The 26365-nt window shown below is 53.5% G+C and carries 21 protein-coding genes; 8 read left to right on the top strand and 13 right to left on the bottom strand.

Annotation, left to right across the window (positions count from 1 at the left end; all coding sequences use genetic code 11):
* Positions 1–238: 238 nt before the first annotated feature.
* Positions 239–2491, bottom strand: a complete 2253-nt coding sequence (locus tag MKY74_RS13640; RefSeq protein ID WP_076168858.1) for a helix-turn-helix domain-containing protein — start codon at positions 2489–2491, stop codon at positions 239–241.
* A gap of 276 nt (positions 2492–2767) precedes the next feature.
* Between MKY74_RS13640 and MKY74_RS13635 the strand changes: the two genes are divergently transcribed.
* Positions 2768–3421 carry a cell wall hydrolase gene (locus tag MKY74_RS13635; RefSeq protein WP_076168860.1) on the top strand — a complete coding sequence of 218 codons (654 nt, stop codon included), beginning with the start codon at positions 2768–2770 and terminating at the stop codon, positions 3419–3421.
* Between the two features lie 113 nt (positions 3422–3534).
* Here MKY74_RS13635 and MKY74_RS13630 read toward each other — a convergent pair whose 3' ends face one another.
* The 3 genes from MKY74_RS13630 to MKY74_RS13620 form a co-directional block, all read right to left on the bottom strand.
* Positions 3535–3987, bottom strand: coding sequence for an SRPBCC family protein (locus tag MKY74_RS13630; protein WP_076168862.1), 453 nt, complete (start codon positions 3985–3987; stop codon positions 3535–3537).
* Positions 3988–4135: 148 nt separating this feature from the next.
* Complete coding sequence (locus MKY74_RS13625) at positions 4136–4780, bottom strand: alpha/beta hydrolase (RefSeq protein WP_076168864.1); 645 nt, start codon at positions 4778–4780, stop codon at positions 4136–4138.
* A 55-nt stretch (positions 4781–4835) separates the two neighbouring features.
* Entirely contained in the window at positions 4836–5420 is a 585-nt protein-coding gene (locus MKY74_RS13620) for a TetR family transcriptional regulator (protein WP_076168866.1), read from the bottom strand.
* Positions 5421–5569: 149 nt separating this feature from the next.
* On the opposite strand from MKY74_RS13620, the gene MKY74_RS13615 reads away from it, so the two are divergent.
* Positions 5570–6340 carry an SDR family NAD(P)-dependent oxidoreductase gene (locus MKY74_RS13615; protein ID WP_076168868.1) on the top strand — a complete coding sequence of 257 codons (771 nt, stop codon included), beginning with the start codon at positions 5570–5572 and terminating at the stop codon, positions 6338–6340.
* 72 nt (positions 6341–6412) lie between these two features.
* On the opposite strand, the gene MKY74_RS13610 is transcribed toward MKY74_RS13615, so the two are convergent.
* The 4 genes from MKY74_RS13610 to MKY74_RS13595 form a co-directional block, all read right to left on the bottom strand.
* Positions 6413–7507 (bottom strand): Gfo/Idh/MocA family protein, encoded by a 1095-nt coding sequence (locus MKY74_RS13610; protein ID WP_076168870.1) that lies wholly within the window; start codon positions 7505–7507, stop codon positions 6413–6415.
* Between the two features lie 40 nt (positions 7508–7547).
* A complete protein-coding gene (locus MKY74_RS13605) occupies positions 7548–8393 on the bottom strand; it encodes a sugar phosphate isomerase/epimerase family protein (RefSeq protein WP_076168872.1) in 846 nt (281 codons plus the stop codon).
* 23 nt (positions 8394–8416) lie between these two features.
* Positions 8417–9775 (bottom strand): MFS transporter, encoded by a 1359-nt coding sequence (locus MKY74_RS13600; RefSeq protein WP_076168874.1) that lies wholly within the window; start codon positions 9773–9775, stop codon positions 8417–8419.
* A 327-nt stretch (positions 9776–10102) separates the two neighbouring features.
* Positions 10103–11104 carry a LacI family DNA-binding transcriptional regulator gene (locus MKY74_RS13595; protein WP_076168876.1) on the bottom strand — a complete coding sequence of 334 codons (1002 nt, stop codon included), beginning with the start codon at positions 11102–11104 and terminating at the stop codon, positions 10103–10105.
* Positions 11105–11361: 257 nt separating this feature from the next.
* Between MKY74_RS13595 and MKY74_RS13590 the strand changes: the two genes are divergently transcribed.
* Positions 11362–12339, top strand: a complete 978-nt coding sequence (locus MKY74_RS13590; RefSeq protein ID WP_076168878.1) for a bile acid:sodium symporter family protein — start codon at positions 11362–11364, stop codon at positions 12337–12339.
* A gap of 319 nt (positions 12340–12658) precedes the next feature.
* Here MKY74_RS13590 and katA read toward each other — a convergent pair whose 3' ends face one another.
* A complete protein-coding gene (gene katA / locus MKY74_RS13585) occupies positions 12659–14119 on the bottom strand; it encodes a catalase KatA (RefSeq protein WP_076168880.1) in 1461 nt (486 codons plus the stop codon).
* Between the two features lie 171 nt (positions 14120–14290).
* On the opposite strand from katA, the gene MKY74_RS13580 reads away from it, so the two are divergent.
* Both MKY74_RS13580 and MKY74_RS13575 read left to right on the top strand, forming a co-directional pair.
* Positions 14291–14836, top strand: a complete 546-nt coding sequence (locus MKY74_RS13580; protein WP_244169211.1) for a sigma-70 family RNA polymerase sigma factor — start codon at positions 14291–14293, stop codon at positions 14834–14836.
* Positions 14833–15954, top strand: a complete 1122-nt coding sequence (locus MKY74_RS13575) for a DUF4179 domain-containing protein (RefSeq protein ID WP_076168882.1) — start codon at positions 14833–14835, stop codon at positions 15952–15954. The genes MKY74_RS13580 and MKY74_RS13575 overlap by 4 nt, the downstream gene beginning before the upstream one ends.
* 90 nt (positions 15955–16044) lie before the next feature.
* On the opposite strand, the gene MKY74_RS13570 is transcribed toward MKY74_RS13575, so the two are convergent.
* The 4 genes from MKY74_RS13570 to MKY74_RS13555 all read right to left on the bottom strand — a co-directional run bounded on the left by MKY74_RS13570 (position 16045) and on the right by MKY74_RS13555 (position 20870).
* Positions 16045–17133, bottom strand: coding sequence for a Gfo/Idh/MocA family protein (locus tag MKY74_RS13570; RefSeq protein ID WP_076168884.1), 1089 nt, complete (start codon positions 17131–17133; stop codon positions 16045–16047).
* 215 nt (positions 17134–17348) lie between these two features.
* Positions 17349–18992 (bottom strand): extracellular solute-binding protein, encoded by a 1644-nt coding sequence (locus MKY74_RS13565; RefSeq protein WP_244169212.1) that lies wholly within the window; start codon positions 18990–18992, stop codon positions 17349–17351.
* Between the two features lie 38 nt (positions 18993–19030).
* A complete protein-coding gene (locus tag MKY74_RS13560) occupies positions 19031–19912 on the bottom strand; it encodes a carbohydrate ABC transporter permease (protein ID WP_076168887.1) in 882 nt (293 codons plus the stop codon).
* Positions 19913–19943: 31 nt separating this feature from the next.
* The gene (locus tag MKY74_RS13555) at positions 19944–20870 is read right to left on the bottom strand and encodes an ABC transporter permease (RefSeq protein WP_076169594.1); all 927 of its coding nucleotides are present in this window, start codon (positions 20868–20870) and stop codon (positions 19944–19946) included.
* Positions 20871–21226: 356 nt separating this feature from the next.
* Here MKY74_RS13555 and MKY74_RS13550 point away from each other — a divergent pair, with 356 nt between their 5' ends.
* From MKY74_RS13550 to MKY74_RS13540, 3 genes are all read left to right on the top strand, one after another.
* Positions 21227–23512: a helix-turn-helix domain-containing protein gene (locus MKY74_RS13550; protein WP_244169244.1), complete on the top strand. Its 2286-nt coding sequence runs from the start codon at positions 21227–21229 to the stop codon at positions 23510–23512.
* A 324-nt stretch (positions 23513–23836) separates the two neighbouring features.
* Entirely contained in the window at positions 23837–24922 is a 1086-nt protein-coding gene (locus MKY74_RS13545) for a GerAB/ArcD/ProY family transporter (protein ID WP_076168890.1), read from the top strand.
* On the top strand, positions 24919–26358 hold the full coding sequence (locus MKY74_RS13540; RefSeq protein ID WP_076168892.1) for a spore germination protein: 1440 nt from the start codon (positions 24919–24921) through the stop codon (positions 26356–26358). The genes MKY74_RS13545 and MKY74_RS13540 overlap by 4 nt, the downstream gene beginning before the upstream one ends.
* Positions 26359–26365: the final 7 nt, after the last annotated feature.

The raw sequence follows: 26365 nt of genomic DNA, 5'->3' as shown, positions 1-26365 counted from the left end.
GCTTGAGTTGCCTTCATGTTATCGGCACGGCACGGATGCGTTCAATATACAACTTTCGCCCGGTCAACTTATTTCCGCAATGCTAATGAATCGTCGTTCCCATAGAAAAAATCTGAAGGGCTAAACCTTTTTCTCCATGCAACTTTTTTCTTACCGGCCTGGTCTATACCCAAAAAAATCCCGCAGGGATCTGTCCCGGCGGGATACGGCACCTTGAGGAACCGGCGCAAATGGCCTGTCAGAGAGCGGCTGAATCCCGCTCTGTCCGGGTGATGTGTTCACGGTATTCCCCCGGGGACAGGCCCACGATTTTTTTAAACATCCGACCAAACGAAATGACATTCAAATATCCGACCTCTTCGGCGATTTCCTGCACGGCATGGTCCGTATTCTCCAGCAGCGTCCGCGCGCGGCCGACCCGAAGCTCGATCAGATAGTCCACGAACTTCTGCCCGGTTTCCTCCTTGAACAATTTGCTGAGCGTTTTGGAGGGAAGATCGAACCGTTCACTGAGAAAATCAAGCGACAAATCCGGATTGGCGAATTCCCGCTCCATCGTTTCGCGGACCTTGCGGATCGTATCCGAATGATTCCGGGTGACCTGAATTTGCAGCAGCTGTTCATAGCACCGTTCCAGCGTCTTCATGAAGCTCTCTTCCACCTGCTCAAAGGTATCGGACGCGTGCAGCGCCTGCTGCAGGGGACGGTGCCCGGTCTCCTCCCACAGCTCCTGGTATTCCTTCGTCATTTTGCCCATTTCCCGCCCGATGGAATAGATCAAATAATCCGCCAGGCTGACGATATGGTCGCGGCTCAGCAGATGCTGCCCGATGCCTTGAATCAATTGGCCGTATTTATCCTTCCAGTCCGGCTTGCCGAGCCGGAACGATTGGGCGATCGAGTGGACCAGCTGAAAATAGTCGAACATGGCTCCCTGATCCTCTTTGGCCAGCGAATCATAGAAAATGATCCGGTTGCTGCCGAGAACCATTTTATATTTCAGAGCCTGCTGGGCTTGGGCGTAAGATTCCGGAATTTCGGCCGGGCACCGGGCTGCCGCTCCCGCACCGACCGTTACGGTAAGCTTCAAATGCTCCTGCACCCATCTTCTTGCATGGTCCAGCATATCCGTGACCCGGCCGCGGGGATCGTCCGTCTCCTCGATCTGCACCAGCACTCCGAGCCCGTCGCCGGAAATCCATTCCGTCCACACGATTCCCCCGTGCTCTTGGGCGGTTTCCTGGATGACGCTCTTCAGGGCGAACTTCATCAAGTACTGGTCCTCTTGGGTGAACTGGCTGCAAAACGAAGCAAACTTGTCGATTTCTACGACGCACACGACCTGCGGCATGTCGAGATCATTGAGCTGCATCGTGTCCCGCAAGGCTTCCCATTCTTCGGATTTCGGAAGATGCTGCCCTTCAACCAGCTGCTGGAACAAATACGCCTTCTTGACGTGCAGATCCTCGCGGAACTGGCGCTGATAGGTGTTGGACTGCTCCAGCATCTGGTTAATGGCGGACTGCAAAAAGGTAAATTCGTCCTGGCCGCTGCCCTGCATCAGGGCTGCCACCTTCGTCTGGGATAACTTCTGAACCTGGGTGACGATCCTTTCGATCGGCTTGTAATTTTTCCGTGCGGCATAGACGATCCATAAGCCGCCTGCGGCGATCATAACGATACCGAGGATGAACCAGACGTTATAGAGCTGGCTGGCTACGTCCACCCATTTTCCGTTAATCAGTCCGCTCTGGTAATCCCAGCCGGTCACGGGCGAAATCGCGCTCGACACGATGCTGCGCTCCTGCTCTGATTTACTGTTCGGAAGCACGTCTGCCCCCGATTTGTCGATGATATGGATGTAGCTGACATCCCGGCTGTACATACTCTCAATCAATTGGCTTAGCCCATTCGCCGTTACGTTCACGACCAGGAATCCCTGCCCGGTCTTCAGGAAAGGAGCCTTCAGCGCAAGGCTCACGACCCGCTTCGGCTCTTTGATGCTGAACTCCTCGAAATGGCGGACACCGCTCCAGCCCTCATCCTTCTTGGCCTGCTCGATATACGGCTTGATGAAAGGCGCATCCGGATAGTCTTCCAGGCCGGAACTGGTCGCATTGCTCAGAACAAATCCGTCGCTGGACCGGACGAGATATATGGAATCCACCAAGGGATAGGCATTTCTGAAGTTATTCATAAACTTGACGATCCGGATGTTCAGGTAATAGTCGTTTTCGGTTCCGCTTTTATAAAAAGTCGACAAATCCGGATTATTCAGCAGTTCCGTCATCAGCATCTGCTCGATCGTTTTCAGGGAAGAGTCAATGGAGCTCATCGCCTGCAGCATCAGCGTTTCATTGGCTTTTACGGCTTCCTTGCGGCTCTGATCCCCAAGCATTTGAAAGAAAACGAAAAAAATAAACGAAATGACGATCAAAAAAGCCGGCATATATGAAAAAAGCTGGCGGTAAAACCAATTTCGTTTCCCCATCCGTTCTTGCACTCCTTATGTAAGGCTCCTAAATCTTCTGTCCGCCGTCCTAGTAAAACGCTTTCATATTTGTTCAATTATAGCATCCTGCGGCTTCGAATTCATTAGTTCCAAATGCATAACGTGTAAAAAACGAACCCGCACCATCATTTTAACGCCGCCGGTTTTCCAAAATTTCGCTTAGAGCCGCAAGGTTTTACCACTTATTTTCCAGTTTATGGCTTTGCCTTGTCCGTCCTCCTCCCGTTATAATGCCTCGTGAAGGAGATGATTTCGATGACAACCAAAAAATGGGCAGTTACCTCGATCCTCGTCGTCCTCTTAGTCATTCAAAGCTTCGCGTGGAAGGCTGATCATGCCGAAGCGGCTCCCGTCCTTAAATTAGGGAGCGAGGATCCCAAAGTTTCTGATTTACAGTACCGGCTGCAGGTGCTCGGTCTCTATGGCGGTACGCTTGACGGAAAATACGGCCCCGGCACGGAAGCCAGCGTCAAGGAATTCCAGAGGGAGTACGGCGCCGTTGCGGATGGCACGGTCGGTCCCGCTACATGGAGACAGCTCCGGAAGTACACCTTAAGCAAAAACGATATGGAGATTATGGCGAAAATCATTTACGCTGAAGCCCGCGGCGAGTCCTATAAAGGACAAGTAGCCGTCGGTGCCGTCATCATGAACCGGATTCAGTCGGACGAGTTCCCGGACACGATTCAAGGCGTCGTTTTTCAGAAGAACGCATTCACCGCCGTCAGCGACGGCCAGTACGGCATGAAGCCGAACCGGACCGCCTACCGCGCCGCCATCGACGCCGTGCGCGGATGGGACCCGACCCATAACTCGCTCTACTACTATAACCCGAAAACGGCAACGAACAAGTGGATTTGGACGCGCGCCCGTACCGTAAATATCGGACGTCATGTATTTGCCATTTGATATCAACGTACATAGGCCCAAGGGATCATGCCCTTGGGCCTTTTTTAATATGGCAGTAACATTGTGAATGCCACTTTCCTTGACTGTCATATCCCGCTCTCCTTAAGCTGCGCTTAACCCGCGGTGCCGGACTTCATTTCCTCCAGCAGTTGGCCAAACCGGTCGAAATTTTCCTCATTGCCGTTGATGCACATTTGTTTGATCTGCTCAAACTGCTTTTCCTTTTTGAACGTCTGGCGAAAAACAACTTTAGTCCGGCCCTTCTCTTCTTCAAACGTCGCCGTAACACGGAATTGGGGCTCGGAGAGATGATCCAGGACGACCCGCTCCAAAGGGACAAGTTCTACAAAAACACTCTCGTTCGGATAATCCCGGCCATCCGGTCCGTGCATGGTGAATTTCCAGGCTCCGCCCGGCATGATGTCGATTTCATGGAACGTATTCGTGAACCCGTGGGGCCCCCACCAGCGGGCTAATAAATCTGGAGTTGTCCAGGCCTGATACACAAGGTGCTGCGGTGCGTCGAACACCCGAGTGGAAATAATTTCGTTCTTTCCGATCGTCATGCCAATGTCCTCCTACAGGTTGAATTTTTTAGGCGCCTATTTTTTACCGGTAGGCCCATTATAAAAGGTGACGCAGCGTCAGGTGCAAGCCACTTTTTTAAGCAAACAAAAAACCCGCTCCAAGAGCGGGCTTGAACGAAATACCGAACTAAAATGCTTCGACTTCCTTCATCACCTGTTTTAACACGTCCATCGACGCAAAAAGATCGGTTTCGTATTCCAGGCCGTGATTCACGCCGGGGATCAAGCGCAGCAGCAGATTCGGATTTGCCCGAAGCTGCTGAAATCTCTCCTCGATATAGCAGCTGTCGTTGTCGCCGATGAAGCATAGGCTTCTTTGCTTACTGTCCAACATCGCGTTCCAGACGAAATCTCTGCCCAGCAGAGGCGTAAACCAGATGACCTTGGCCTTTTGGAACAGATCACGCTGCACCTCAAACCCAAGCGCAATCGTTCCAATGGACTTGCCGATCAGAATGTAATCGTCGTAGGATGCGTTCTGCAGCACACGGTCGATTACGGCGCCGACATCGATGCGGATCGCTTCGGCCATCTCATCAAAGCTGAAATCCCGGTAGAACGGATCGTTGTACTGATAGTTCACCTGCAGCACGTCGTAGTTTTGGTTCAGATAAATCCCCATGGAGTAGTACAAAAGAGGTGCCTGTGCAGTGTATCCCTGTCCCGGAAAAATGATCGCCAAGCCGCTGGTGTTGGATTCTGCTTTAGACAATAAGGTATAGGATATTTTCCTGTCTTTATAGCCCTGCACCCAGTCTGCCATGATCTTCATCCAAAAAAACCTCCCTTTCGGACCTATCTAATGAGGGTTCCCTTTTTTATCTGGATCAGCGATTTTCCTTAGAGGCGGGTTCGCCCGCCAACCGTCCGACCGCCCTCATGATCGCTTCCCGCAGCTCATCGGTTTTGCCGCTACTAGCCGGATCGATCGATGGACCAAACGGGTTGGTGGGCATCCAGGCCGTGGCCAGAACCATGATACTGGTCAGAAGAAACGCCGGGGAAAAATCCGTTCCGATGTGCCCGGCCTCCTGTGCTTTCGCCAGCTCCGCAATTTTGCGGTTATGGGCTTCCTTCCTCTGATCCAGCTGCTCCGTCTTCTGCTCCAGCGTAAACCATGTCATCAGCCGCATCAGGTCGGGATTGGCCATCATAAAATCAAAAACCCGCGCGGCATACCCCGGAAGATCTTCCGGAGTAAAGGCAAACTCCTCGTACACTCTCGTCAGATGCATTTCCAGCACAGTCGAGAAAAGCTGCTCTTTATTTTCAAAATAAATATAAATCATGTTCTTGTTGCACTTCGCCATCTTGGCGATCCGGTCCACCCGGGCGCCGGCAATTCCGTAGGCGGAGAACTCGGCCATGGCCGCCTCCAGTATTTTCTCTTTTGTAGCTTCGGCGTTACGCATAGTGGTTCCTCCCGTGTTTTTGCATAGGATTTACTATATCACGATTTTTAAGCCATTGACAAACCGGTTAGTTAGTTATATATTATGAACTAACCAGTTAGTTAGTAAACCTGATCGCTGGGAAAATCAATGGAAAGAAGGTCTTTTGAATGACTTTACAAACCTCTGATCGAAAAATCGCACTCGTGACCGGCGGAAGCCGCGGTCTGGGCCGCAATACGATTCTTCAGCTTGCCAAGCGCGGCGTCGATTCGATCTTTACCTATCACACCAATGAAGCCGAAGCGCAGCAGGTCGTCCAGTCCGTCCGGGATCTGGGGCGGGAGGCTGTCGCCCTGCAGCTGAACACGGCAGACACCTCTTCCTTTGACGGTTTCGCCCAGAACGTCCGCCAAGTCTTGGCGGAGCTTGGGGCGAAGCGGTTCGATTACCTGGTTAACAATGCTGGAACCTCGCATCACAACTCCATCGAGCAGACAACCGAAGAAGAACTGGACCAGCTGTACAACGTCCATTTCAAAGGCGTCTTTTTCCTGACGCAAAAGCTGCTCCCCCTCATTAACGATGGCGGGCGCATCGTTAACATCTCCTCGGGGCTGACGCGCATGAGCATCCCGGGAAGCGCCGCTTATGCCTCGATGAAAGGCGCGGTCGAGGTGCTTACCCGGTACCTGGCCAAGGAGCTCGGCGAGCGCCGCATCGCCGTCAATACGGTGGCTCCCGGAGCAATCGCGACCGACTTCAGCGGCGGCATGGTGCGCGACAACGCCGAGCTGAATCAGCAGATCGCCGGCATGACGGCGCTTGGACGCGCCGGACTTCCGGATGACGTCGGGCCGATGATTGCTTCCCTCCTCTCCGAAGACAACCGCTGGGTGAACGCGCAGCGGATCGAGGTTTCCGGAGGCATGTTAATCTGACGTCCCTGCCCCAAACGAAGAACTGCCTGTCCACATCGCGGGACAGGCAGTTCTCTTCATATATAAAGATGATTACAACGTGATCGCATTGCCGGTTTCCGACGATTTGTAGATGGCCTCGAGAATCTGCGTCACTATAAGCGCCTGCTCCGGCTTAACGAGCGGCTCCCGATCTTCCAGAATGGAGTCGATCCACTGCTTCGCCTCCAGCTCGCCGGCGTTCAGCGATTCCCCTTCGTAAAAGGCGATGCCGCCCCCTACAGAAGTGCTCGTTTCGACCAGCTGCCCATACCGCGTATGGTTAAACGTCACCGTGCCTTTGTTATCCCAGGCGTCGCCGAACATTTCGGCCCCGCCCTCGGTACCGCACAGGGTGACCTGCGCTTCTTTCGCGTTGATCATGTTCAGCGCCCACGAAGCTTCCAGCGTAATCGTCGCTCCATTCTCCATCTTAATGAAGCCGAATGCCGAATCCTCCACCTTGAACTCCTCCGGATTCCACGGACCGAACATGTTGCCGTCCATCTTATCCTTCAGCTTATGGAACGCGGATCCGACGACGAGCTTCGGCTTATAGTTGTCCATCGTCCACAAGGCCAGATCCAAGGCATGCGTGCCGATGTCGATCAGCGGGCCGCCGCCCTGTTTTTCGATATCCATAAACACGCCCCATGTCGGAACCCCGCGTCTGCGGATGGCATGCGCCTTTGCAAAATAAACCTCGCCCAGATCCCCTTGTTCACATGCCGCATACAGCGCCCTCGAATCCGAACGGAACCGGTTCTGGTAGCCGATTGTCAGCTTTTTGCCTGTGCGCTTCGCCGCATCCAGCATTTGCTGTGCCTCGGCGGTATTCATCGCCATCGGTTTTTCGCACATGACATGCTTGCCGGCTTCCAGCGCGGCGACCGTAATGACGGCATGCGTGCTGTTCGGGGTAAGCACATGCACCACGTCGATCGACGGATCCTTGAGCAGCTCCTTATAATCCGTATATACCTTGGCTTCTTCCGTTCCATACTCCTTAGCCGCAAGCTCCGCACGATCCAGCTCGATGTCGCAAAACGCCGTCATTTCCGCCTTGTGCCGCTGCTTGGCCAGCGCGGGCAAATGCTTGCCCTTGGCGATCCCGCCGCATCCGATAATGCCGATTTTCAAAGTAGTCATCTGGTTCCCTCCCGGTTGGTTGTCTATCCGAAGCTGTGCCTTACTGTGCCAGCAGCCGCTGGATGTTGTCGAAGCTTTCCTTGACGCTGGCCAGCTCGCCTTTTACGGTCTGATCCTGTTCCACGATGATGTATTGAACCGTTCCGAGCTCTTCCGCTTTTTTCAAAATCGACGGAATGTCCATGACGCCTGCGCCGATCTCAGTGAAATCCTCCTGGTTTGCGGCTGAGAACACCACTTCATCCGTTAAATGCCCAGAAACCTTCTCCAGCAGATTCACCGGATTGGCCGACGGGGCCAGATCCTTCTGGTGAAGAAGCCCGATCCGGCTGCCGTACTTGTCCATAAAAGCGATGGGATCCACGCCGCCGCGCAGCGCCCAGAACGTGTCAAATTCAATCTGAACCAGCTCCGGATCGGTATGCTCCAGCAGAATGTCCATAATGGTCTGGCCATCAAACTCCTGAAACTCATGAAAATGGTTATGGAAGTAAAACTGAATGCCGGCTTCTTTGGACTTGCGTCCGGACGCATTGAGCCATTTGGCCAATTCCACCGCATCCTCCCGGTCACGGAAAAAGGCGCACGGCATAACGATGCCCTTGCTTCCGATCTCCGCGTTATAGCGGATGACCGCATCCAGATCCAGATTCGGATGATAGGCCACGTGGCTCGTGACCACCTGCAGGCCCAGCTTGTCCATCATGGCCTTCAGCTCCGCCGCCGTGTAGTCGACCTCGAACGTGCCGTCTTCCCGGATGTTATGAAATGCGAATTCGATGTTTTGGTATCCGATATCCGCTATGCTTTGTAGCGTCCCGGCGAAATCTTTAGCCAGCGCTTCCCGTACCGAAAACAGCTGCAGACCAACTGGAATTTGAATCATGTGAAATCACTCCTCTATAATATTTAGGCTTTGACCGACGATGTGCGCAGGTCCAAATCTTGAACAATCTGTTTATGCTCTTTATCCAGCTTATACAGCACCAGACAACCGATTTGCAGAATGGTGAGCAGGATCGGTCCAATGTAGAACAGGACGCGGATCATATCGGTCGCCTGCGGCGTAACCGCATCGGGATCATATCCGGCGAAACCAAGTGCATAAGCGACAACGGAGCCGCCGACGGCAATGCCGAACTTGGTGGCGAAGCTGTAAGCCGAATACAGCATGCCTTCGGACCGATGGCCGAACTTCCATTCATGATAATCCACCGTATCGGCGAGCATGGAGAAGTTGGCCGGACTGTTAATGCCGATGCCTATGTTGGCAATAAAGAAAATGACGAGATACAGAAATGGCGGACTGCTTTCCAGGAAAAACAGCACTCCGTACAGCAGCACGGCTCCGGTCAAGGCCAAGATGCTGCCGTTACGCTTACCAAGCCTTCTGAGTACAAACGGGGCGAGTGCGCCTCCGGCAAAGTTGGCGACATTCGCGAGCGTCAGGTACAGCGGGATCATTTCGGGCTGGCCCAGAACGTACTGAACGAAATACACCAGCACGCCGAACACGACGCCGATCCGCAGAAACATGAAGAGGGAGTTCAGAGCGATCATCACCCAAGGCTGATTGCGAAACATATGCTTAGCCGATGTGAGCGTGTTAAACTCTTTGGTTTTCTCGGCGCTCTCCGAGAACCGTTCCTTGCACTTGAGAAACACCACATAAAACATCACGACGGCGACGACGGTGAAAATGCCCATCGTAACCGGGAACCCCAAGCGGTCGTTCCCCCCGCCGATCCATTTCACAAGCGGGTTGGTGAGCGCCGATACCGCGATGGCCCCAATGGCCATCCCCATGATCCGGAAGCTGCTGAGCTGGTTTTTCTCCTCCGGATCCTTGGTCATCATCGGCATCAATGCGCCGTAAGGAAGGTTGACGCCGGAATACAGGATCCCAAGAATCAGGTAGGTCAAATAGGCGTAGATCAGCTTCCCGCCTTCCGACCAATCCGGCGTAATGAACGTTAAGACGCTGAAGATGGCGAACGGGATCGTCAAAAAGAGAATGAACGGCCGCGCCTTGCCGAACCGGCTGCTGGTCTTGTCGATCATGACCCCGATCACCGGGTCGATCACCGCGTCAAGAATTCTTGTAATCAGAAACAAGGTGCCGATGGCCGTGGCGGCCAGGCCGTACACATTCGTGTAAAAATAGAGCAGATAGCTTGTCGTCATCCCCCAAACGAAGTTGGACGCCAAGTCTCCAAAGCCGTAACTGATTTTTTCGCTTAAGGACAGCTTTCCCGCCGCTTGAGCCATGTCTCATCACCACTTTTTGTGTTTTACAATGCGGTTTCTCGGTTTCCTATCCTGATGAACATGCTTGCTTTTCTTCCCCCGGCGAATCCGGAAAATCAACCTTCCTCCGGCAAAATGTAATGCGTTACATTTTAAGGGATGAAAAAGAGATATTGGCCTTACTGGTTGGTTTTGCTAAGGGGTACCTTTGATTCGCGCGAATCCGGTTTCTAGAAATGTAACGCATTACATTTCAGCGGTTTTAAAAAAACGGCTGCTTGGTAACCGTTTCTTTAAGCGATATTGTAAGCGATTTCTATAAAGAGCGCAACCCCCATTTTTCACCTGTCAGCGGGAGCGCTTTGCCGTCGACTCCCGGATGACGATTGCATGGGGCAGCAGGATCGTCTTGTTCTCGCCCGCTTCTCCGCGCAAGCTTTGCAGGAGCGCCTCCATGGCGGCACGGCCGAGATCATACTTGGGCTGGCGTACCGTCGTGATAGGCGGCCGGCTCATCAGCGATTCCACCGTATCGTCGAATCCGACGACGGCAACGTCATCCGGCACCGATTTGCCCAGCGATATCGCCCCGTTGACACAGCCGATGGCTGTAGCGTCACTGGAGCAGAAAATGGCGGTCGGATGCTCCGCAGCTTGAAGCCATTCGACGGCAAGGTCGTACCCGTTCTGGTACTCGTAGTCGCTCTCCCTGATCCACTCCTGGCGCACCTCGATCCCCGCCGATTCCAGCGCTCGCCGGTACCCCTGCTCCCGGGCGGCGGAAGAACTCTTCGCGTTTCCCCCTTTAACCATGGCAATCCGCCGGTGGCCCAAAGACAGGAGGTGGGATACCGCATCAAAGGCTGCCTGCTCATTGTCGACCGAAACGCTGTAAGCGTGCTGCACCTGCTCATATTCCGAGCACTGCACGATGCTGTAATCTTTCGCCAGTTGATCCAGCTCCTCCGCGCTCAAGGTGGAAGCCACAATGATGACGCCGTCGACGATTTTTTTCTTGAGCATCTGCAGCAGCTCTTCTTCCTTATCATGGTCGTCCTCGGAGGCGCAGACCAGCACCTGATATCCGTTCTTCTGAGCTACATCCTGTATTCCCTTATACACGTCCGCCATAATTGGAAAGACGAGGCTCGGAGTCAGCACCATAATGCGGCGCGTCTCCGCTCTTCTTAATTCCCTGCCGAGGGAATTGGGCTCATACTCCAGCGCTTTGATCGTTTCCATCACTTTCTTGCGCGTCGATTCCTTGACGAGGGGACTGTTGTTCAGCACCCGGGACACGGTCGCAACGGACACGCCGGCCGTCTTGGCCACGAACTGTATGGGTCTCATATTATAGGCCGCTCCTTTACTCCGTACAATTGGGTTTATCTTTCATTTTATCATAGATTTCAAGGCCAATTCCAATTCCATGGTTGGCTGAAGCTCCATATTTTCATAGAGAACGCTGTCCGCGGAATGCCCTTGATCAGCAGGCCTGATGCCGAAATCAAACAGCTCGCCTGTGCCCAACTGGCCGATTCAGCCTTTTTCAATACTGCCATGCCATGTATAATGTATGAATACGAAAACATAAGGACGGACTGCTTATGCTGCAATCGCTGAATGCCCGACTCAACCGAATCATGCCTTTGATTACGCCGGCCAGCATCGTCATCGGCGTCTTATGCGGAGGTTTGCTGTCTTCGTATACGTTCATGTCTCCCTGGCTGTTTGCTTTTATGACATTTGCCGGAAGCATCAGCTTGAGCTTCAAGGATTTTCTCAGTGTTATGAAAAGGCCGCTGCCGCTCTTCGCCTGCCTGCTCGTTTTGCATGTGATCATGCCGTTGGTCGCCCTCGGCACGGGCAGGGTTCTATTCCCGCTCGATGCTTATACGATCACCGGGCTTGTACTTGCCGCGGTCATCCCTACGGGGGTCAGCAGCTTCGTATGGGTAAGCCTGTACAAGGGACATATCGCGCTGACATTGTCCATCATCCTGGTCGACACGCTGATCGCGCCTTTCGCCGTTCCGGGCATTCTGTCGCTGCTGATCGGAACGAGCGTTCATATGGACATCCTGCCGATGATCAGCAGCCTATTCGGCATGATCGTGGTCCCTTCCCTGCTCGGCATGGCCTTGAACGAATGGAGCAAAGGCGCCATCGTTCCGGTCTGGGGACCGCGCCTTAACCCGTTCTCCAAGCTGGCCATGGCGCTGGTCATCATGATCAACGGCTCCGTGGTCGCTCCTTATCTGTCCGACATCAGCCCCCGACTGGTCGGCATCGCTGCGGTCATCGTCTTTTTGGCCGCGGCCGGGTACCTGCTGAGCTTCGCAATCTCCGCCCTGATGGGCTGGAGCGAGCCGGAGCAGGTTGCCCTCGTCTTCAACGGCGGGATGCGCAACATCAGCGCGGGCGCCGTCCTGGCCGTCGCCTATTTTCCCGCACCGGTCGCCGTTCCCGTCGTTCTGGGCATGGTCTTCCAGCAGATGATGGCGTCTTTGGTCGGACTTCTGCTCGGCCGCCGCACACAGCTTCGAATACGGCGGGAGGAGTCGGGGAATACCCAGACATTATAAAAAAAACAATAAAGAAGCTCACCCTTCCGATTCGGGTGAGCTTCTTTTTATCTGGTTCACTTTTCCGCGAATAAACCGTCGGTATTTATTTTATCTATGCGGATACTAGCTCCGCAATGCGTTACTTCAATTTGATTTTGGTTTTGATTTTGCTCCCGCAGCCGCAAATGATCGTATGCTTCAAATTTTTGATCGGCTGGTGGCACATGGGGCATACACTTGGCTGAAGCATCATGCCGGATCACCCTCCCTTTCATTTGTTCGCACGCCTCGATCCATGCGGCTGCCGCCTTTAAGGGGCAAAACCGCTGCTGCCGCTTTACGCTTGGACGGTTAAGCCCAAACCTTCGGCAACGCGGGTTCCGTAATCCGGATCCGCTTTGTAGAAATGGGAGATCTGGCGCAGCTTAATTTCCTCCAGCTCCACCGGCTTCATCGCTTCCACGATGGTCCGGATGAGGCGGGCCTTCTCTTCTTCGCTCATCAAGCGGTACAAGTCCCCGGCTTGCGTATAGTGATCATCGTGATCGTACGCCGTTTGTCCAGCATAGCCTTCGACCTCGAACGGAGTGATCCGGGCATGCGGATCTTCCTTCGGTCCGTTGAAGCTGTTAGGTTCGTAATAGACCGATCCGCCGCCGTTCGTACCCGAATTCATGTATCCGTCGCGCTGATAGTTGTTGACCGGTACCTTCGGACGGTTGATCGGCAGCTGGTTGTGGTTCGCCCCTACACGGTAACGGTGCGCATCCGCATAGGCGAACAGGCGGCCCTGCAGCATTTTGTCCGGGGACGGTTCAACGCCGGGAACAAGGTTGCCCGGAGAGAACGTGGCCTGCTCCACTTCGGCAAAATAGTTTTCCGGATTCCGGTCAAGCACCATTTTCCCAACCTCGATTAACGGATAATCCTTCTGGGACCACGTCTTCGTCACGTCAAACGGATCGAACCGGTACGTGTTTGCGTCCTCCAGCGGCATAATCTGAACATACAGCGTCCAGGACGGATAGTCCCCTGCTTCGATCGCCTGCTGCAGGTCCTGAATATGGTAGTCGGGATTTTCACCTGCCAGCTTTGCCGCCAGATCCGGATCCAGGTTCTTCACGCCTTGGTCTGTTTTAAAATGGTACTTGATCCACACAGCTTCACCCTGCTCGTTGACCCATTTGAATGTATGGCTGCCGAAACCGTGCATATGACGCAGCGTCGCCGGAATGCCGCGGTCGCCCATCAGGTAAGTAACCTGGTGCAGCGATTCAGGAGATAAGGACCAGAAATCCCATACGGCGTTCGGATTTTTCAGGTGCGTTCTCGGATCGCGCTTTTGAGTATGGATAAAGTCCGGGAATTTGATCGCGTCGCGAATGAAAAAGATCGGCGTGTTGTTGCCGACGATATCGTAATTGCCTTCTTCAGTGTAGAACTTTACAGCAAATCCGCGCGGGTCGCGGACGGTGTCTGCGGAGCCAAGCTCTCCCGCAACGGTCGAAAACCGGATAAAGAGGTCGGTTCGCTTGCCCTTGTCATGGAACAGCTTCGCTTTGGTATATTTAGACATGTCGTTGGTCACTTCAAAATAACCGTGCGCTCCGGCACCTTTCGCATGAACGACACGCTCAGGAACTCTCTCGCGATTAAAGTGGGCTAATTTCTCCAGCAGGTGAACATCTTGAATCAGGGTAGGACCGCGATGTCCGGCCGTAATGGAATTTTGGTTGTCCCCAACCGGGGCTCCCCAGCTCGTTGTCAGTTTATTGGAATTGGAATGATTTGTACTCATTAGCTCTCCACCTTCTTCGTAAAATGATCATCAAAAACCTCATAAACAAATGATAACACTTATCAATTTAAAGTCAATATTTATTTAGAATAATTATAAATAAGATTTTTAAAACCGTTTGAATCGTTGGTCCGTCTGTACCACAGAGACAAAGAAAGGAGGGCTGCCCGCTTGGGCTCTCACGCAGAAATGAAAAAGGTCAGCATGGGACAAGCCGGAGTAGAAACCGATGTTTATGACGCCATCATGGAGCACCGGGAAACGCTGCTGAACATCGCTTACAGCTATTTGCGCAATCGTCATGATGCCCTGGAGGCGCTGCAGGAAATGACGTGCAGGGCATGGGTCAAACGCTCGACGCTGAAAGACGGCAGGGCGCTGAAGGCTTGGCTCATCCGCATTCTCATTTATGTATGCATCGATGAACAGCGGCGCAGGAAGCGGACCGTTCCTACCGTGGATGCGCAGCTTGAGGAGATTAGCCAGCCTCATGATGCATTCAAAGCATTCAACCACGATAAGGTCGCCATGGGTCCCTTGCTGGAAAAGGTGAAGCCGAAATACCGCCATGTGCTGATCCTGAAATACTACAACGACCTGACGCTCACGGAAATCGCCGCGATTCTCGGCAAACCGGAAGGCACGGTCAAAACGTGGCAGCATAAGGGGCTTGGCCAGCTCCGCAAATGGATGAAGAATCGGAGGGATTGGGAATGAACACGAACCCTGAAGAACAAGCCCTGCTTGCCGACGCGGCGCAGCTCCGGCGGGAAAGGATGCAAATCGGCGATACGGAAGCTACCGAGGCGATCCGGCGCGGATTCGCGAATAGATCGGCTTCACGGAAGCGGCGTTTGCTGCCCTATGCCGTCGCTGCAGTGGTGCTGGCCGTGCTGCTCGGCGCCGGATGGTGGCAGGGCGGCCCGATCGGCATTCCTGCACCCCATACGGCGAAGGATATGAGTTGGGGCGCATTGGAAAGATACAGGGCCCTATCCGCCAAAGACGTGGACCATGCGACACTCGAATCCGCAGTACGCAACGATTACATCCAAATCGTCAACAAGTCGGTTTCCTCCGGTCCTTACCGAATTACCCTCGACGCCGTCACGGCAGACGAGAACAAGATGCTGCTGCTTTACACGGCCACAGCCGAGTCCAGCCATGAAATCAAAGCGGTGAACAGCGTCAAAGTGACCGATTTGAATTCAGGCAGGCCTCTGAATGCTGAGCTGCAGATCAGCAATGGAGACGTACACAGCTTCTCCGCTCTGAGCACGGTGATGCTTGACCGAAGCCAGCCTTTTCCGAGCCGCATCGAGGTTGATTTTCAGGTGACCTCCGTAAATCCCGGGAAGCTTGGCGACCCGAAAACCAGAGCGGCCGCTGCGGACTTCCTTTATTCCGACCGTATGAAAATTAAAGTTGATTTAGAACCAAAATTTGAAAAGTCGCCGACCTTTGTGATGCAGCCCGATCGTTCTATCAGCATCGATGGCCATAAGGTTGTTCTCTCCAAGGTGGAAATGTCTCCGTTGTTGACGCGCGCCACCTTCGTGATCGATAACGGCAGCGAGTTGGATTTCAAAACAAAGCAATCCATCTGGGATAAGCTCCGTTACATGACCATCGTCTCCACTAACAGAAATGGTAGGGCTGTGCAGCTGAGTCCGGTAGCCGGAAACGGGACCGACGAAGGCTTCCAGCAAATATTCAGCAGCATCATGCTCGACAAGCCCCGCTCGCTTGTGCTGAAGATGTACCTCGAGTCGGATGACGCAGGCGTCCCTAAACCTCTAAAGGATCTGCCCGTCGTTGAACTGAAAATCAAATGATGGCTGTAATGAAAAGGAAAAAACCGCGATACGATCGCGGTTTTTTAGTCTTCTGCTTTATGATCCGGGCTCGGCCATCGTGATCTTCATCTACTCATCGCCTGACCAAACTTGACGTGAAGAAACGACGGTTTCTCCAGACTGAATCGCCTGCTGCATGAGCATGCCCAAATAATGATCCTGCGAAGCATCGGAGAGACTGTAGAAACTGGGGCCGCCCGCAGCGTAGACAGCCATTTGCTGCAGGCAGCAGGCAATCGCGATTTCGTCGTCGTACAGCCTTGCAGGGGCAAACGGATTGTTATACACCCACCGTTCTCCCGCCATGACCCCCTCCAGAAAGTACCCTTCCTGATTCTCGAGCTCACCCTTATTGATTCGCTTGAAGTTCAAATGTAGCGGCGTACGGAAGTCCTTCAGGACCGTCAGCCGGTCATCGAATATTTCGCCCCGCTCCCCCCGAACCGACAGGTGGTTCGAGCGGATCCAGGAACGATGCTGGTCCGCGGTGAAATCGTAGATCCCGAGCTTGCCGCCGAAATCCAGCCAGGCCAAATCTCGCTGGGACGTCACGATCTGTTCTTCCGGCGGTGGTCCGCTCCGGGTAGGTCCTGCCACCCAGTCGGACTCAAACCGCATTGCCCGAACGCGGACGTCTTCAAATCCAATACCGAGCATCTTCCGAAGCAGGGCGGCTCCGTGGTAAAAGTGTGAAATCGATACGGTTGCCTGGGTTACGTTCCCGAGCAGCCCTTCCCGAATGATGGCCATTCTGGCTTGATTCATCGGATGGAACGGATACTGCTCGGCGACCTGCACCCGCGCACCACGGCGTGTCAGCTGGTTATGCAGCCTGATCAGCCCGTCCAAATCAGGTGCAGGAGGCGTTTCCGCCAATGCGGGAATGCCATGGTCCGCAAGCTGAATCAAATACTCCGCGCAAGCCGATGCGCTGACCGACACGACCATGAAATCCGGCTGCGGGCCGGTCAACAGCTGTTCAAGCGTCCTGTATGCGGCCACCTGCCACTGGCGCTCCATCACCTGGCCTTTGGCTGCGTCCCGGACCACCATTCCCGTGACCTGGAATTTCTCTGGAAGCGCTTGCGCAATTCTTAAAAAATATTGGGCCCGAAATCCACCACCGCCGATAATGCCGAAAGTTGCAGGCCTTCCCATAACAACACCTCCTTTTTATTGAGAGCAGCCCGAAGGCGGCAGTACCATGAGCGACAGCCATGAACGAATCGCGGATATCGCCCGCTTCTCCCTTGGATAATAACTACCTTAGCACCGGCCCTGATCATTGACAATCCGCCGATAGTCAGAAGAAAGAACCGGCCGTTGGCCGGTTCATTCCCGATGAGGATGGAACCATTTTTTCTATGATTGATTTATTCCGCCTGATACCGATCATAAGCCGCCTGATATACGGACATGTACTGGTCCAATCCCATTTTCTTCAAGTTATTGACGTACCCGTCCCACTGATCGAAAGACGCGGAGCCGTTAATGAATTTTGCTTCCATTTCCGCGGTGTAATCCTCAATGTCCTTGCCGATGGAAGACATGACCTCCGTCTCCTCCGGCGTATAGTTAAAGTTATACAGGATGTTCTTCACCGCGTAAGGCTTGGCTTTTTCGGCCGCGGCCATGGAATTCGGGAGCGTCTCCGACCCTTTGAAATACTTCTCCGTCACGAAGCCGGGATAGCTTCCACCCAGCCAGGTGAAGTATTTGGCCAATGCCTGGTCCTGCGTCAGCCCGTCCGGATTGTTCGTGATTTCGTCCACGTATTTCAAACTGCCGCTCGCGTCACTGGTATACGTCTCCCCTTCCTTGCCCATGAAATACAGCTTGGCGCCTTCATCGCTGTAGAAGTAATCCATCCAGCGGATCGTAGCTTCCGGATACGGATCTTTATTGGTAATGGCAAAAGCGCCGACATGCACCATCGGAACTTTGACATGGGCATACAGCTGGTCGCCATGCGGCCCTTTCAAGGCTCCGAGTCCCGTAAATTCCTTGCGCCCCATCACGGTTTCAGGGTTCGGCACGACCGTTGAACCAAGCAGGCCGGCTTGGCCCTTGGCGTTCAAGGCACTGCCCTCGATCGTAAATATTTCGGGATCGATCAGCCCCTCCTTATAGAGCTTGCTTATGAACTGCAGCACCTCTTTGTACTGCGGCAGGGTTTTGATAAAACGAAGCTTGCCTGTCCCAGGGTCCACATCCACCAGCTTATGCCCGAGGCCGCTGGTGCCAAGCCCCCAGGCCCCTTTCATGTGGTCGATCAGGACGGTCACGCCGCCGGCGCTGAACGGAATCTCGTCATGCTTGCCGTTCCCGTTCAGGTCCGTCGCCTTGACCGCCTGCAGGTACTTGTAAAATTCCTCGGTCGTCTGTGGTTCCTCCATCCCCAGCTTCTTCAGCCAATCTTGGTTGATCCACAGCGGCGTGCCGATCAGCATGGAGAGAAGATCCGGGTCATAGAAGGACGGAAGAGAATAAATGTTGCCGTCCGGCATCGTCAGCCCTTTGCGGATGTCCGGATATTTCTCCATCAGCTTTTTGAAGTTGGGCGCGTACTTGTCGATCAGGTCATTTAACGGAATGAAGACGCCCTGCTGCCCATACCGGGCGAGCTCAGCCGATCCGACGCGCGCTGAATAAAAGACGTCCGGATAATCGCCTCCCGCCAGCGCCAGGTTCCTTTTCTCGGTCAGCGTTTCAAACGGCACCAGATTGAACTTCACCTGGATATTCGACATTTGGCTGTACGTTTTCCAAATCAGCGTATCTTCAAATTTGCTGCCGTTGGTCGGCGACTTGCCTGTGAAAAAGGTCAGCTCAATCGGTTCTTTCACGATCGGCATGCCCGTTTCGTTCAGAATTGCCAGCTTGTCGGTCTTGTTCTCCCCTTCGCCTTCCGACGCACTGCCGCTGCATCCGCTCAGCAACCCCGCAGCCATCACGAGCGACAGCGTGAGCGGTCCCCATTTGCCCCTCATCTTACGAAGCCGTTGTTGCTTTCCCATACTCCATCTCCTCCGTTAACGTTTAGATTTGAACCTGATCAGCCTTTAATCGCACCAACCATGACACCTTTGACGAAATACTTTTGCAGAAAAGGGTAAAGAATGAGCATCGGCAGATTCGTGACAATAACCGCCGCATATTTGATCGCCTCGGCATCCATCAGACTGCGGGCCAGCGTATCATCGCTGATATCGACCATCTCCTGCATCTGGTTCTGTACCAGAATCTCGCGCAGAAACAGCTGCATCGGATACAAATCCCGGTCCGACAAATAGAGCAGCGCGCTGAAGTAAGCATTCCAATGTCCGACCGCGTAGAACAGCACCATGACCGCGAGTACCGGTCCCGACAGGGGCAGTACGACTTTGAGCAAAATTTTAATATTGGAGCATCCATCTATGAAGGCCGCTTCTTGAACTTCCTTGGGGATGGAGGATTGAAAAAACGTGCGCATGATCAGAATGTTCCATACCGAGACGGCGGACGGAATAATCATGGCCCAGAACGTATTGAGCAGCCCGAGGCTTTTGATCAGCAGGTATGTCGGAATCATGCCGCCGCCAAAAAACATCGTAAACACGATCAGGAACGTAAAGAAGTGCCTGCCTTTAAAGTCCGTTCGGGACAGCGGGTAAGCCCCGGCCACGGTCATCACCACATTGAGCGCGGTTCCGGCAACTGTGTACATAACCGTGTTCATAAAGCCACGGAGCAGCTCTTTGTTCCCAAACAGGCGTTCATAACCAACGAGCGAGAACCCTTTGGGCCACAGCCATACCTCTCCCCGGATCACCGACCCGGGATGGCTGACCGAAGCGATCAGCACAAAGAACAGCGGATACAGAACGATCAGGGTGACGACCCCCAACAGGATGTAGATGCCTATGCCCGTGATCCGTTCGGACCTGGTCTCCAGCATGGATGACCCTCCTTCCGTTGTCTAGTCAAGATTACCATAGGCTGCTTCCGCCCATTTTGCGCGCGATCCGGTTTACGGTCAGGAGCAGCACGAAATTGACGACGGCATTGAACAGACCCACGGCGGCGGAATAGCTGTACTGCGCCCCCAAAATGCCGCTGCGGTATACGTTGGTGGCAATGATGTCCGACGCTTCCATATTGAGCGAATTTTGCATCAGGAACACCTTTTCAAAACCGACGCCCAAAATCGATCCGATGTTCAAAATGAGCAGAACGACGATCGTCGGCGCGATGCCCGGCAAATTGATGTGCCACATCCGTTTGAGCCTGCCGGCACCATCCACCTTGGCCGCTTCATGAAGCTGCGGGTCAATCCCGGACAAGGCGGCCAAATAAATGATCGAGCTCCAGCCCATGCTCTGCCACACGCCTGACCAGACATAGATGCTCTTGAACCATGACGGTTCAGTCAGAAAAGCAACCGGCTGTCCGCCAAGCCATACGATAACCGCATTGACGAGCCCGCTGACCGGAGACAGAAACATCATCAGCATGCCGACCACAACCACAGTCGATAAAAAATGCGGGGCATAAGTCACCGTCTGGACGAATCGCCGGAACTTGGATGAACGCACCTCATGCAGCAGGAGCGCCAGCACGATCGGAACCGGAAAACCCGCGATCAACTCATACACCCCGATGCCAAGCGTGTTCCACAGAATGCGCGCAAAATAAAAGCTGTCAAAAAAGCGTTCGATATGCTTGAGTCCGACCCAAGGACTCCCCGTGATGCCTTTCGAGGCGATGTAATCCTTGAATGCGATCTGCACGCCGTACATGGGAATATAGTGGAAGACGATAAAGTAACCCAGAACCGGGGCAATCAACAGATACAGCTGCCAATTCCGGAGCCATGCCGCCGCCCGGCTGCTCCCTCGTCCGTTATTCTCGTACATGCTGCCGACCTTGCCGGCCATCTTGTTCACCGCCGTTTGGCTGTCCACAACGAATTTCCCTCCCCCTTGATCTTCTGTGCAAGATTCATGCCCCATGCTGGACGCTATCTGACACGAATGCATCATGACACAGCTTTGCCGCACGCCGCTATGGACAATTTTCAAGATGCTTACCCATCTCTCAACTCTTCTAACTTGCAGTCCGGAAATCATGAATAATCAAACTAAATCATAAAATTTGCATATACAATTTTTACGTTCTCTTAACATCCGCGCCCAATCGACTTAATAGTGAGCCGTTACATTAATGGGATAGGTATCCGTGCCAAAATGGTTTGAAGGGAGCTTAAGCGGTGATGATTAGCTGGATCAAGGAACGCAGGCGCTCGCTGTTCGTCCAGATTTTCGTTAGTTTTCTTGCGCTGATCCTGCTGTTTGGCGGGGTTTATACGGCCATTTACCATATGTTTAAAGGAACGCTTCAGGAAGAAATCATCCAGTCGAACCAAAGTGATCTGCACGATGCGGCGGGCCGCTTCACCAATCAGCTCCAGCGTCTGCAGGTGCTGCTGTACGATCTGTACAGCCAGGAGGACTTGATCGGCTTTAACAGCCAGCTTCACAGCGCCGAGAGCCAAAACGTCGATTATCTCAAAGCCCGGAGCGTGATTCTCCAAATGAGAAGGGATGTATACAACCCCCTTTTTTACCTGGAAGACGTTATTATTTATTTTGACGAAAAAGATTTTGCCCTCAGCAAATCCGGAAGCAGCAGCGCTTCCTACCTGTTCAGCCATCTGTATGCCAGCTCCGCGTACCCGCAGCCGTTCTGGCAGACCGCCTCCGAGTCGTCTGATCCTCAGACGTTCCGGCTACTGCCGGCGTCGCCGTTTCACGTCAATGTCACGGTGCCGGATGCCAAGCAGCTGCTGCCTTACGTGTACCAGCCGCCTGGCGGACGATATCAGGTGATCGCATTGATCGACATTGAAAAAGCGGCCAGTTCATTTTTCGGCAACACCCAGAACCGGACGATAGGAATCATGGACACGGAGGGAAACCTGCTGTATCAGCATGGAAAACTCAGCATGGATACGCTGCCTGAATTCAAGCCGGGACAGCTTCAGATGCTCATTGACGATACCTATTATTTCAAAACATCGCCGGACCAAGGGCTGACTTATATTACGGCAATACCCTACAGGCATGTCTCCTCGCAGTTCAGCCGGGTGACAGGAACCGTCCTGGTCATCTTCATGCTGACGCTCGCCGTTTCTGTAGGCGTTTCCATCCTCCTCAGCCGCAAGCTGCATACGCCCGTCAAGCGCATGCTGTCCGCCATGCTGGACCATAATCCCTTTGATGCAGCCCCTGCACCCTTGCGGAAGGGCACGGTGGAATATGATCTGATCGCGGAGAGGATCCACGAGCTGCAGCGGGACAAAAACGAGATCCGGGCCAAGCTCCAACAGCAGCGATCCGTACTGACCAGCTATTCGTATATCAGCCGCCTTAAAAACATCAACACGGATATTAACGAATGGAAGGACTTCCTGACGGCGGACGAACGCTATGTCGTGGTGCTGTATCACATCCGGTTCCGCTTGTCCCATACGGCAGATTTGCCTGTGCACGCCGATACAGCCGTCAGGCATCTGCTGGACCATATTCATATCCTGACGACCGGGCAGTTCGAGGGCTCCCATACGTTCCAGCTGGAGAAAAATGAAATTATATCTATTATGAAGGGAGCATCCTCAAGCTCGACTTATCCCTTTCTGGAAGAGATCCGCAGCATGCTGGAGGCGGAGAAGGACCAGATTCTGGTCAGCATTGCCGTCAGCGGCGATATCCACCAGGTATCGGAGTTCAGCCGGGCTTACCATGAGCTGCGGTCGTGGACGGCCCAGGCCAAATTGGTCGAGGAGGCCCAGCTGATTACCGGCAGCCGCTCCCTTCCCGCTTCCGTATCCCTAAGCCCTGCTCAGGAGCGCGAATTCACCGCTTCCCTGCAATCGGGCCAGGACACCCGCTGCCTGCAGCTGATCGACCAGGCGCTGGACTTTATGCTGCGCAAGGAAGCCGGCATCGGCCAATTCCGCTTCTTCGCCGATTCCATCGCCTCGCGGGTCATCTACTTCGTGGAAGCCGCCCAGGTGGAACCAACGAAGATTCAGTCGCTGAAGCAGTGGACCCGCGGGCTGCAGGACTGCCAGTGCGTCACCGATTACCGACAAGTCTTCCGCCAGCTGCTCGAAGCAGCCTGCTCCCTGCTGCGTTCCAAGTGGGATGCGCGGGAAGAGCCGCTGATCTCCAGGCTGCTGAAGGTCATGCAGACCCAGTACGCAGAGGATTTGTCCCTGGATTACCTGTCGGCCAAATTCAATCTGACGAGCACCTATTTATCCGCCTATATCAAAGACAAGACCGGCTTGAATTTCAGCGACCATCTGCAGGGCATCCGGATGGAAAAGGCGCGCGAACTGCTCGCCTGCACCAGCCTGACCGTCAATGAAATCAGCCAGCAGGTCGGGTACCTCAATATCACCTCTTTCAACCGGACCTTTAAAAAGGTGACCGGCATCACGCCGGGTGCCTACCGCAAAAGGCATTGGCTTCAGAGCACCAGCCAAAGCGGTTAGCGGAACCTGGATGCGGCGCTCCGCTCTTTTCGCATGTTGACCCAACACAAAAACAGCCATTTGCCGGTTACATACAGGCAAATGGCTGTTTTTTGCTTGAAGTTATATCTCGAACAACATACATCCCATGATCAGGTTCGCCGCCATGCTCAACAATTCCAGTACCCATAACATGACAAGATCCGCCTTAGGTTAATTTTGCTAATCATATTCCTAAAGCAAAGCGGTCGCAGTGTCACGTCATAAACAAGGCACTCTGTATAATTCTTCTAAAATATCCCACTATAAGAAAGGAAAGATTGCCAAGGGAGGAGGATGAGGATCATGAAACCCCAAATTTCGTTCGTTCAATCGGTCATGATCTTGATGCTCAGCACGGGGCTGATGAACCATGTCATCATTATCCCGGTCCTGCTGGATGCCGCTGATCGGGACGCCTGGATGTCTGTAATTGTTGCGGCGGCATGCTCGCTGGCGTGGATTGTCATCCTGCACTTAGGAATCAGCAAAATCGGCAAGCGTCCGATATTTGACATCGTCTCAAAGGCTTACCATCCTCTTGTAGGGCGCCTGCTGGCCGGAGCGGCAGCGATCTATCTCTTTGCAATATGTACGATTACGACCCGGGACACTGTTTACTGGATCCACCAGACCTTTTCTCCTGAAACACCGATTCTGGTGTTTGCCTTGATCTTTCTTTTCATATCGGTGGTCAACGCGTACCTTGGTATCCAATCGATCGCTAATACGTCCAGCATCCTGCTGCCCATTGTCATCCTGCTCGGCTTTTTCGTCATGTTTTCGAACACTATGCATAAAGACTACTCCTTGCTTAAACCGCTTCTCGCCCATGGCATGCAGCCCGTCTGGAGCGGCGTGATCTATGTGGGGGCCGGCTTCGCGGAAGTGATCATGCTGTTCTTCATGCATCATCACATCAAAACCCGCCTGTCGTATCTATCCTTTATGATCATCATACTTCTGCTGGCGGGTCTCACTATGGGGCCGCTTATCGGTGCCATCACGGAATTCGGGACGGACGAAGCGGGCAAGCTGAGGTTTCCGGCTTACGAGGAATGGAGGCTGCTGACGATCGGCCGCTACATCGAGCATCTGGATTTTTTCAGCGTGTACCAATGGTTCAGCGGCGCGTTCATCCGGATATCCCTCTCCATGTTTCTCATTCTGGATGTATTCCGGATTCAGAGCAAAAAGGGAAAAGCCTGGATGCTTGGCTTCCTTTACGCGGTCATCACCTTCATCTCAACCATGCCGATCAGCGATCAGGCATTTTTACGAATAATGACAAACTATTTGCTCCCTATATCGCTGTGGGGAGTGCTGGCGTTATCCGTTATTATGACTGGACTGCTCCTGCTGGCTCAGCGAAGGGGGAAAGCGGCGTCATGATGAGAAAAAGCAGCCGGAACGGTTCAGCGATCGATGCTTTGGTCTCCCGCTTATTCGATTCGAGTGCGGATATTAAGAATATAACCCTCCAGCTATCCAATGCAGAATACAGCGTTCAGCTGCTGTACTGCCAAGGGTTGTGCGACATCAACAAAGTGGAGCAGGATATCATCCCTGAACTGAAGGGCATCTCTGAAGATGTTTTTCAGTCGGACCAAATGAACCTGCAGCAGAAAGTTCCGTTTCACATGCAGGCCCTGCCTGAAAAAAACCGGGAAAATGCCATCAAGGAAACTGTGCTGAACGGAAATCTTCTGCTCCTATTCAAACCTACTTATCAGATTTACTCGGTGACTGTAGCCGATCCGCCCTTACGGCAGCCGGAGGAGCCTAATACAGAGGTGTCGACCCGCGGACCGCGGGACGGATTTGTCGAAGATGCATACACCAATCTGGCCTTGATTCGAAGAAGGCTCAAGACTGAGATGCTGGCGGTTGAAGCGTTCACGATCGGATCCGATACGTCGACCGAGGTATTTCTGATGTACCATAAGGGTGAACTTCAGAAGAACGTACTTGATAAAATTCGCTCCAGGCTTACGCACGTACGTACCAAGGGCCTGATCAGCAATACGCAGCTGGAAGAAACGTTGACAGGCTTTTCCTTTTTTCCGCTAATGTCCTATACGGGCCGGCCGGACTACGCCGTTAACGCATTGCTTCATGGCAAATTCGTACTAGTGATGAATGGTTCGCCGACGGTGGTCTTTGCCCCCGTGACCTTTAATCTTCTGCTTAACACGTCGGAAGACGCACATTACGTCAATGTCTTCGTGGCCTTCACCAGGTTACTGAGGATAAGCGGGGTCATGCTGTCGCTTTTTTTGCCGGGCTTCTGGACGGCGATTACGACATACCACCAGGATCAGATCCCCTTCACCCTGCTGGCGACCATCGTCAACTCCAGGCAAGGCGTGCCGCTCCCGGTCCCATTGGAGGCCGTGGTGAGCCTGCTGCTCTTTGAGATTTTCAGGGAGGCGGGGATGAGACTGCCTTCATCCTTCGGACAGACCTTGTCGGTCGTCGGCGGGTTGATTATTGGCCAGGCGGCCATCAGCGCAGGGATCGCGGCACCGGGGACCATCGTCGTTACGGCGATTTCGGTCGTCTCCACCTTTACGCTGGTGAACCAGTCCCTAGTCACGGTGGTAAGCTTGCTAAGGCTGGTGATTCTGCTGATCAGCGGGTTTCTCGGACTGTTCGGCACGCTGTCGAGTCTGATGGCGCTCATACTGTTTCTGGTCAATCTTCGATCCTTTGGCACCCCTTATTTGGCCCCTCTATCCCCACCGCAATTTAAGGAATGGTTTAAGGTCCTTTTCCGCATGCCTTGGGGCAAAGGAAAATTCACCGACCAATCCGGAAACAAAGGATGAGTAGAGG

Source organism: Paenibacillus sp. FSL R5-0378, from assembly GCF_038009285.1.
Classification (GTDB): domain Bacteria; phylum Bacillota; class Bacilli; order Paenibacillales; family Paenibacillaceae; genus Paenibacillus_AQ; species Paenibacillus_AQ favisporus.
This window is presented reverse-complemented; position numbering and strand designations above follow the sequence as displayed.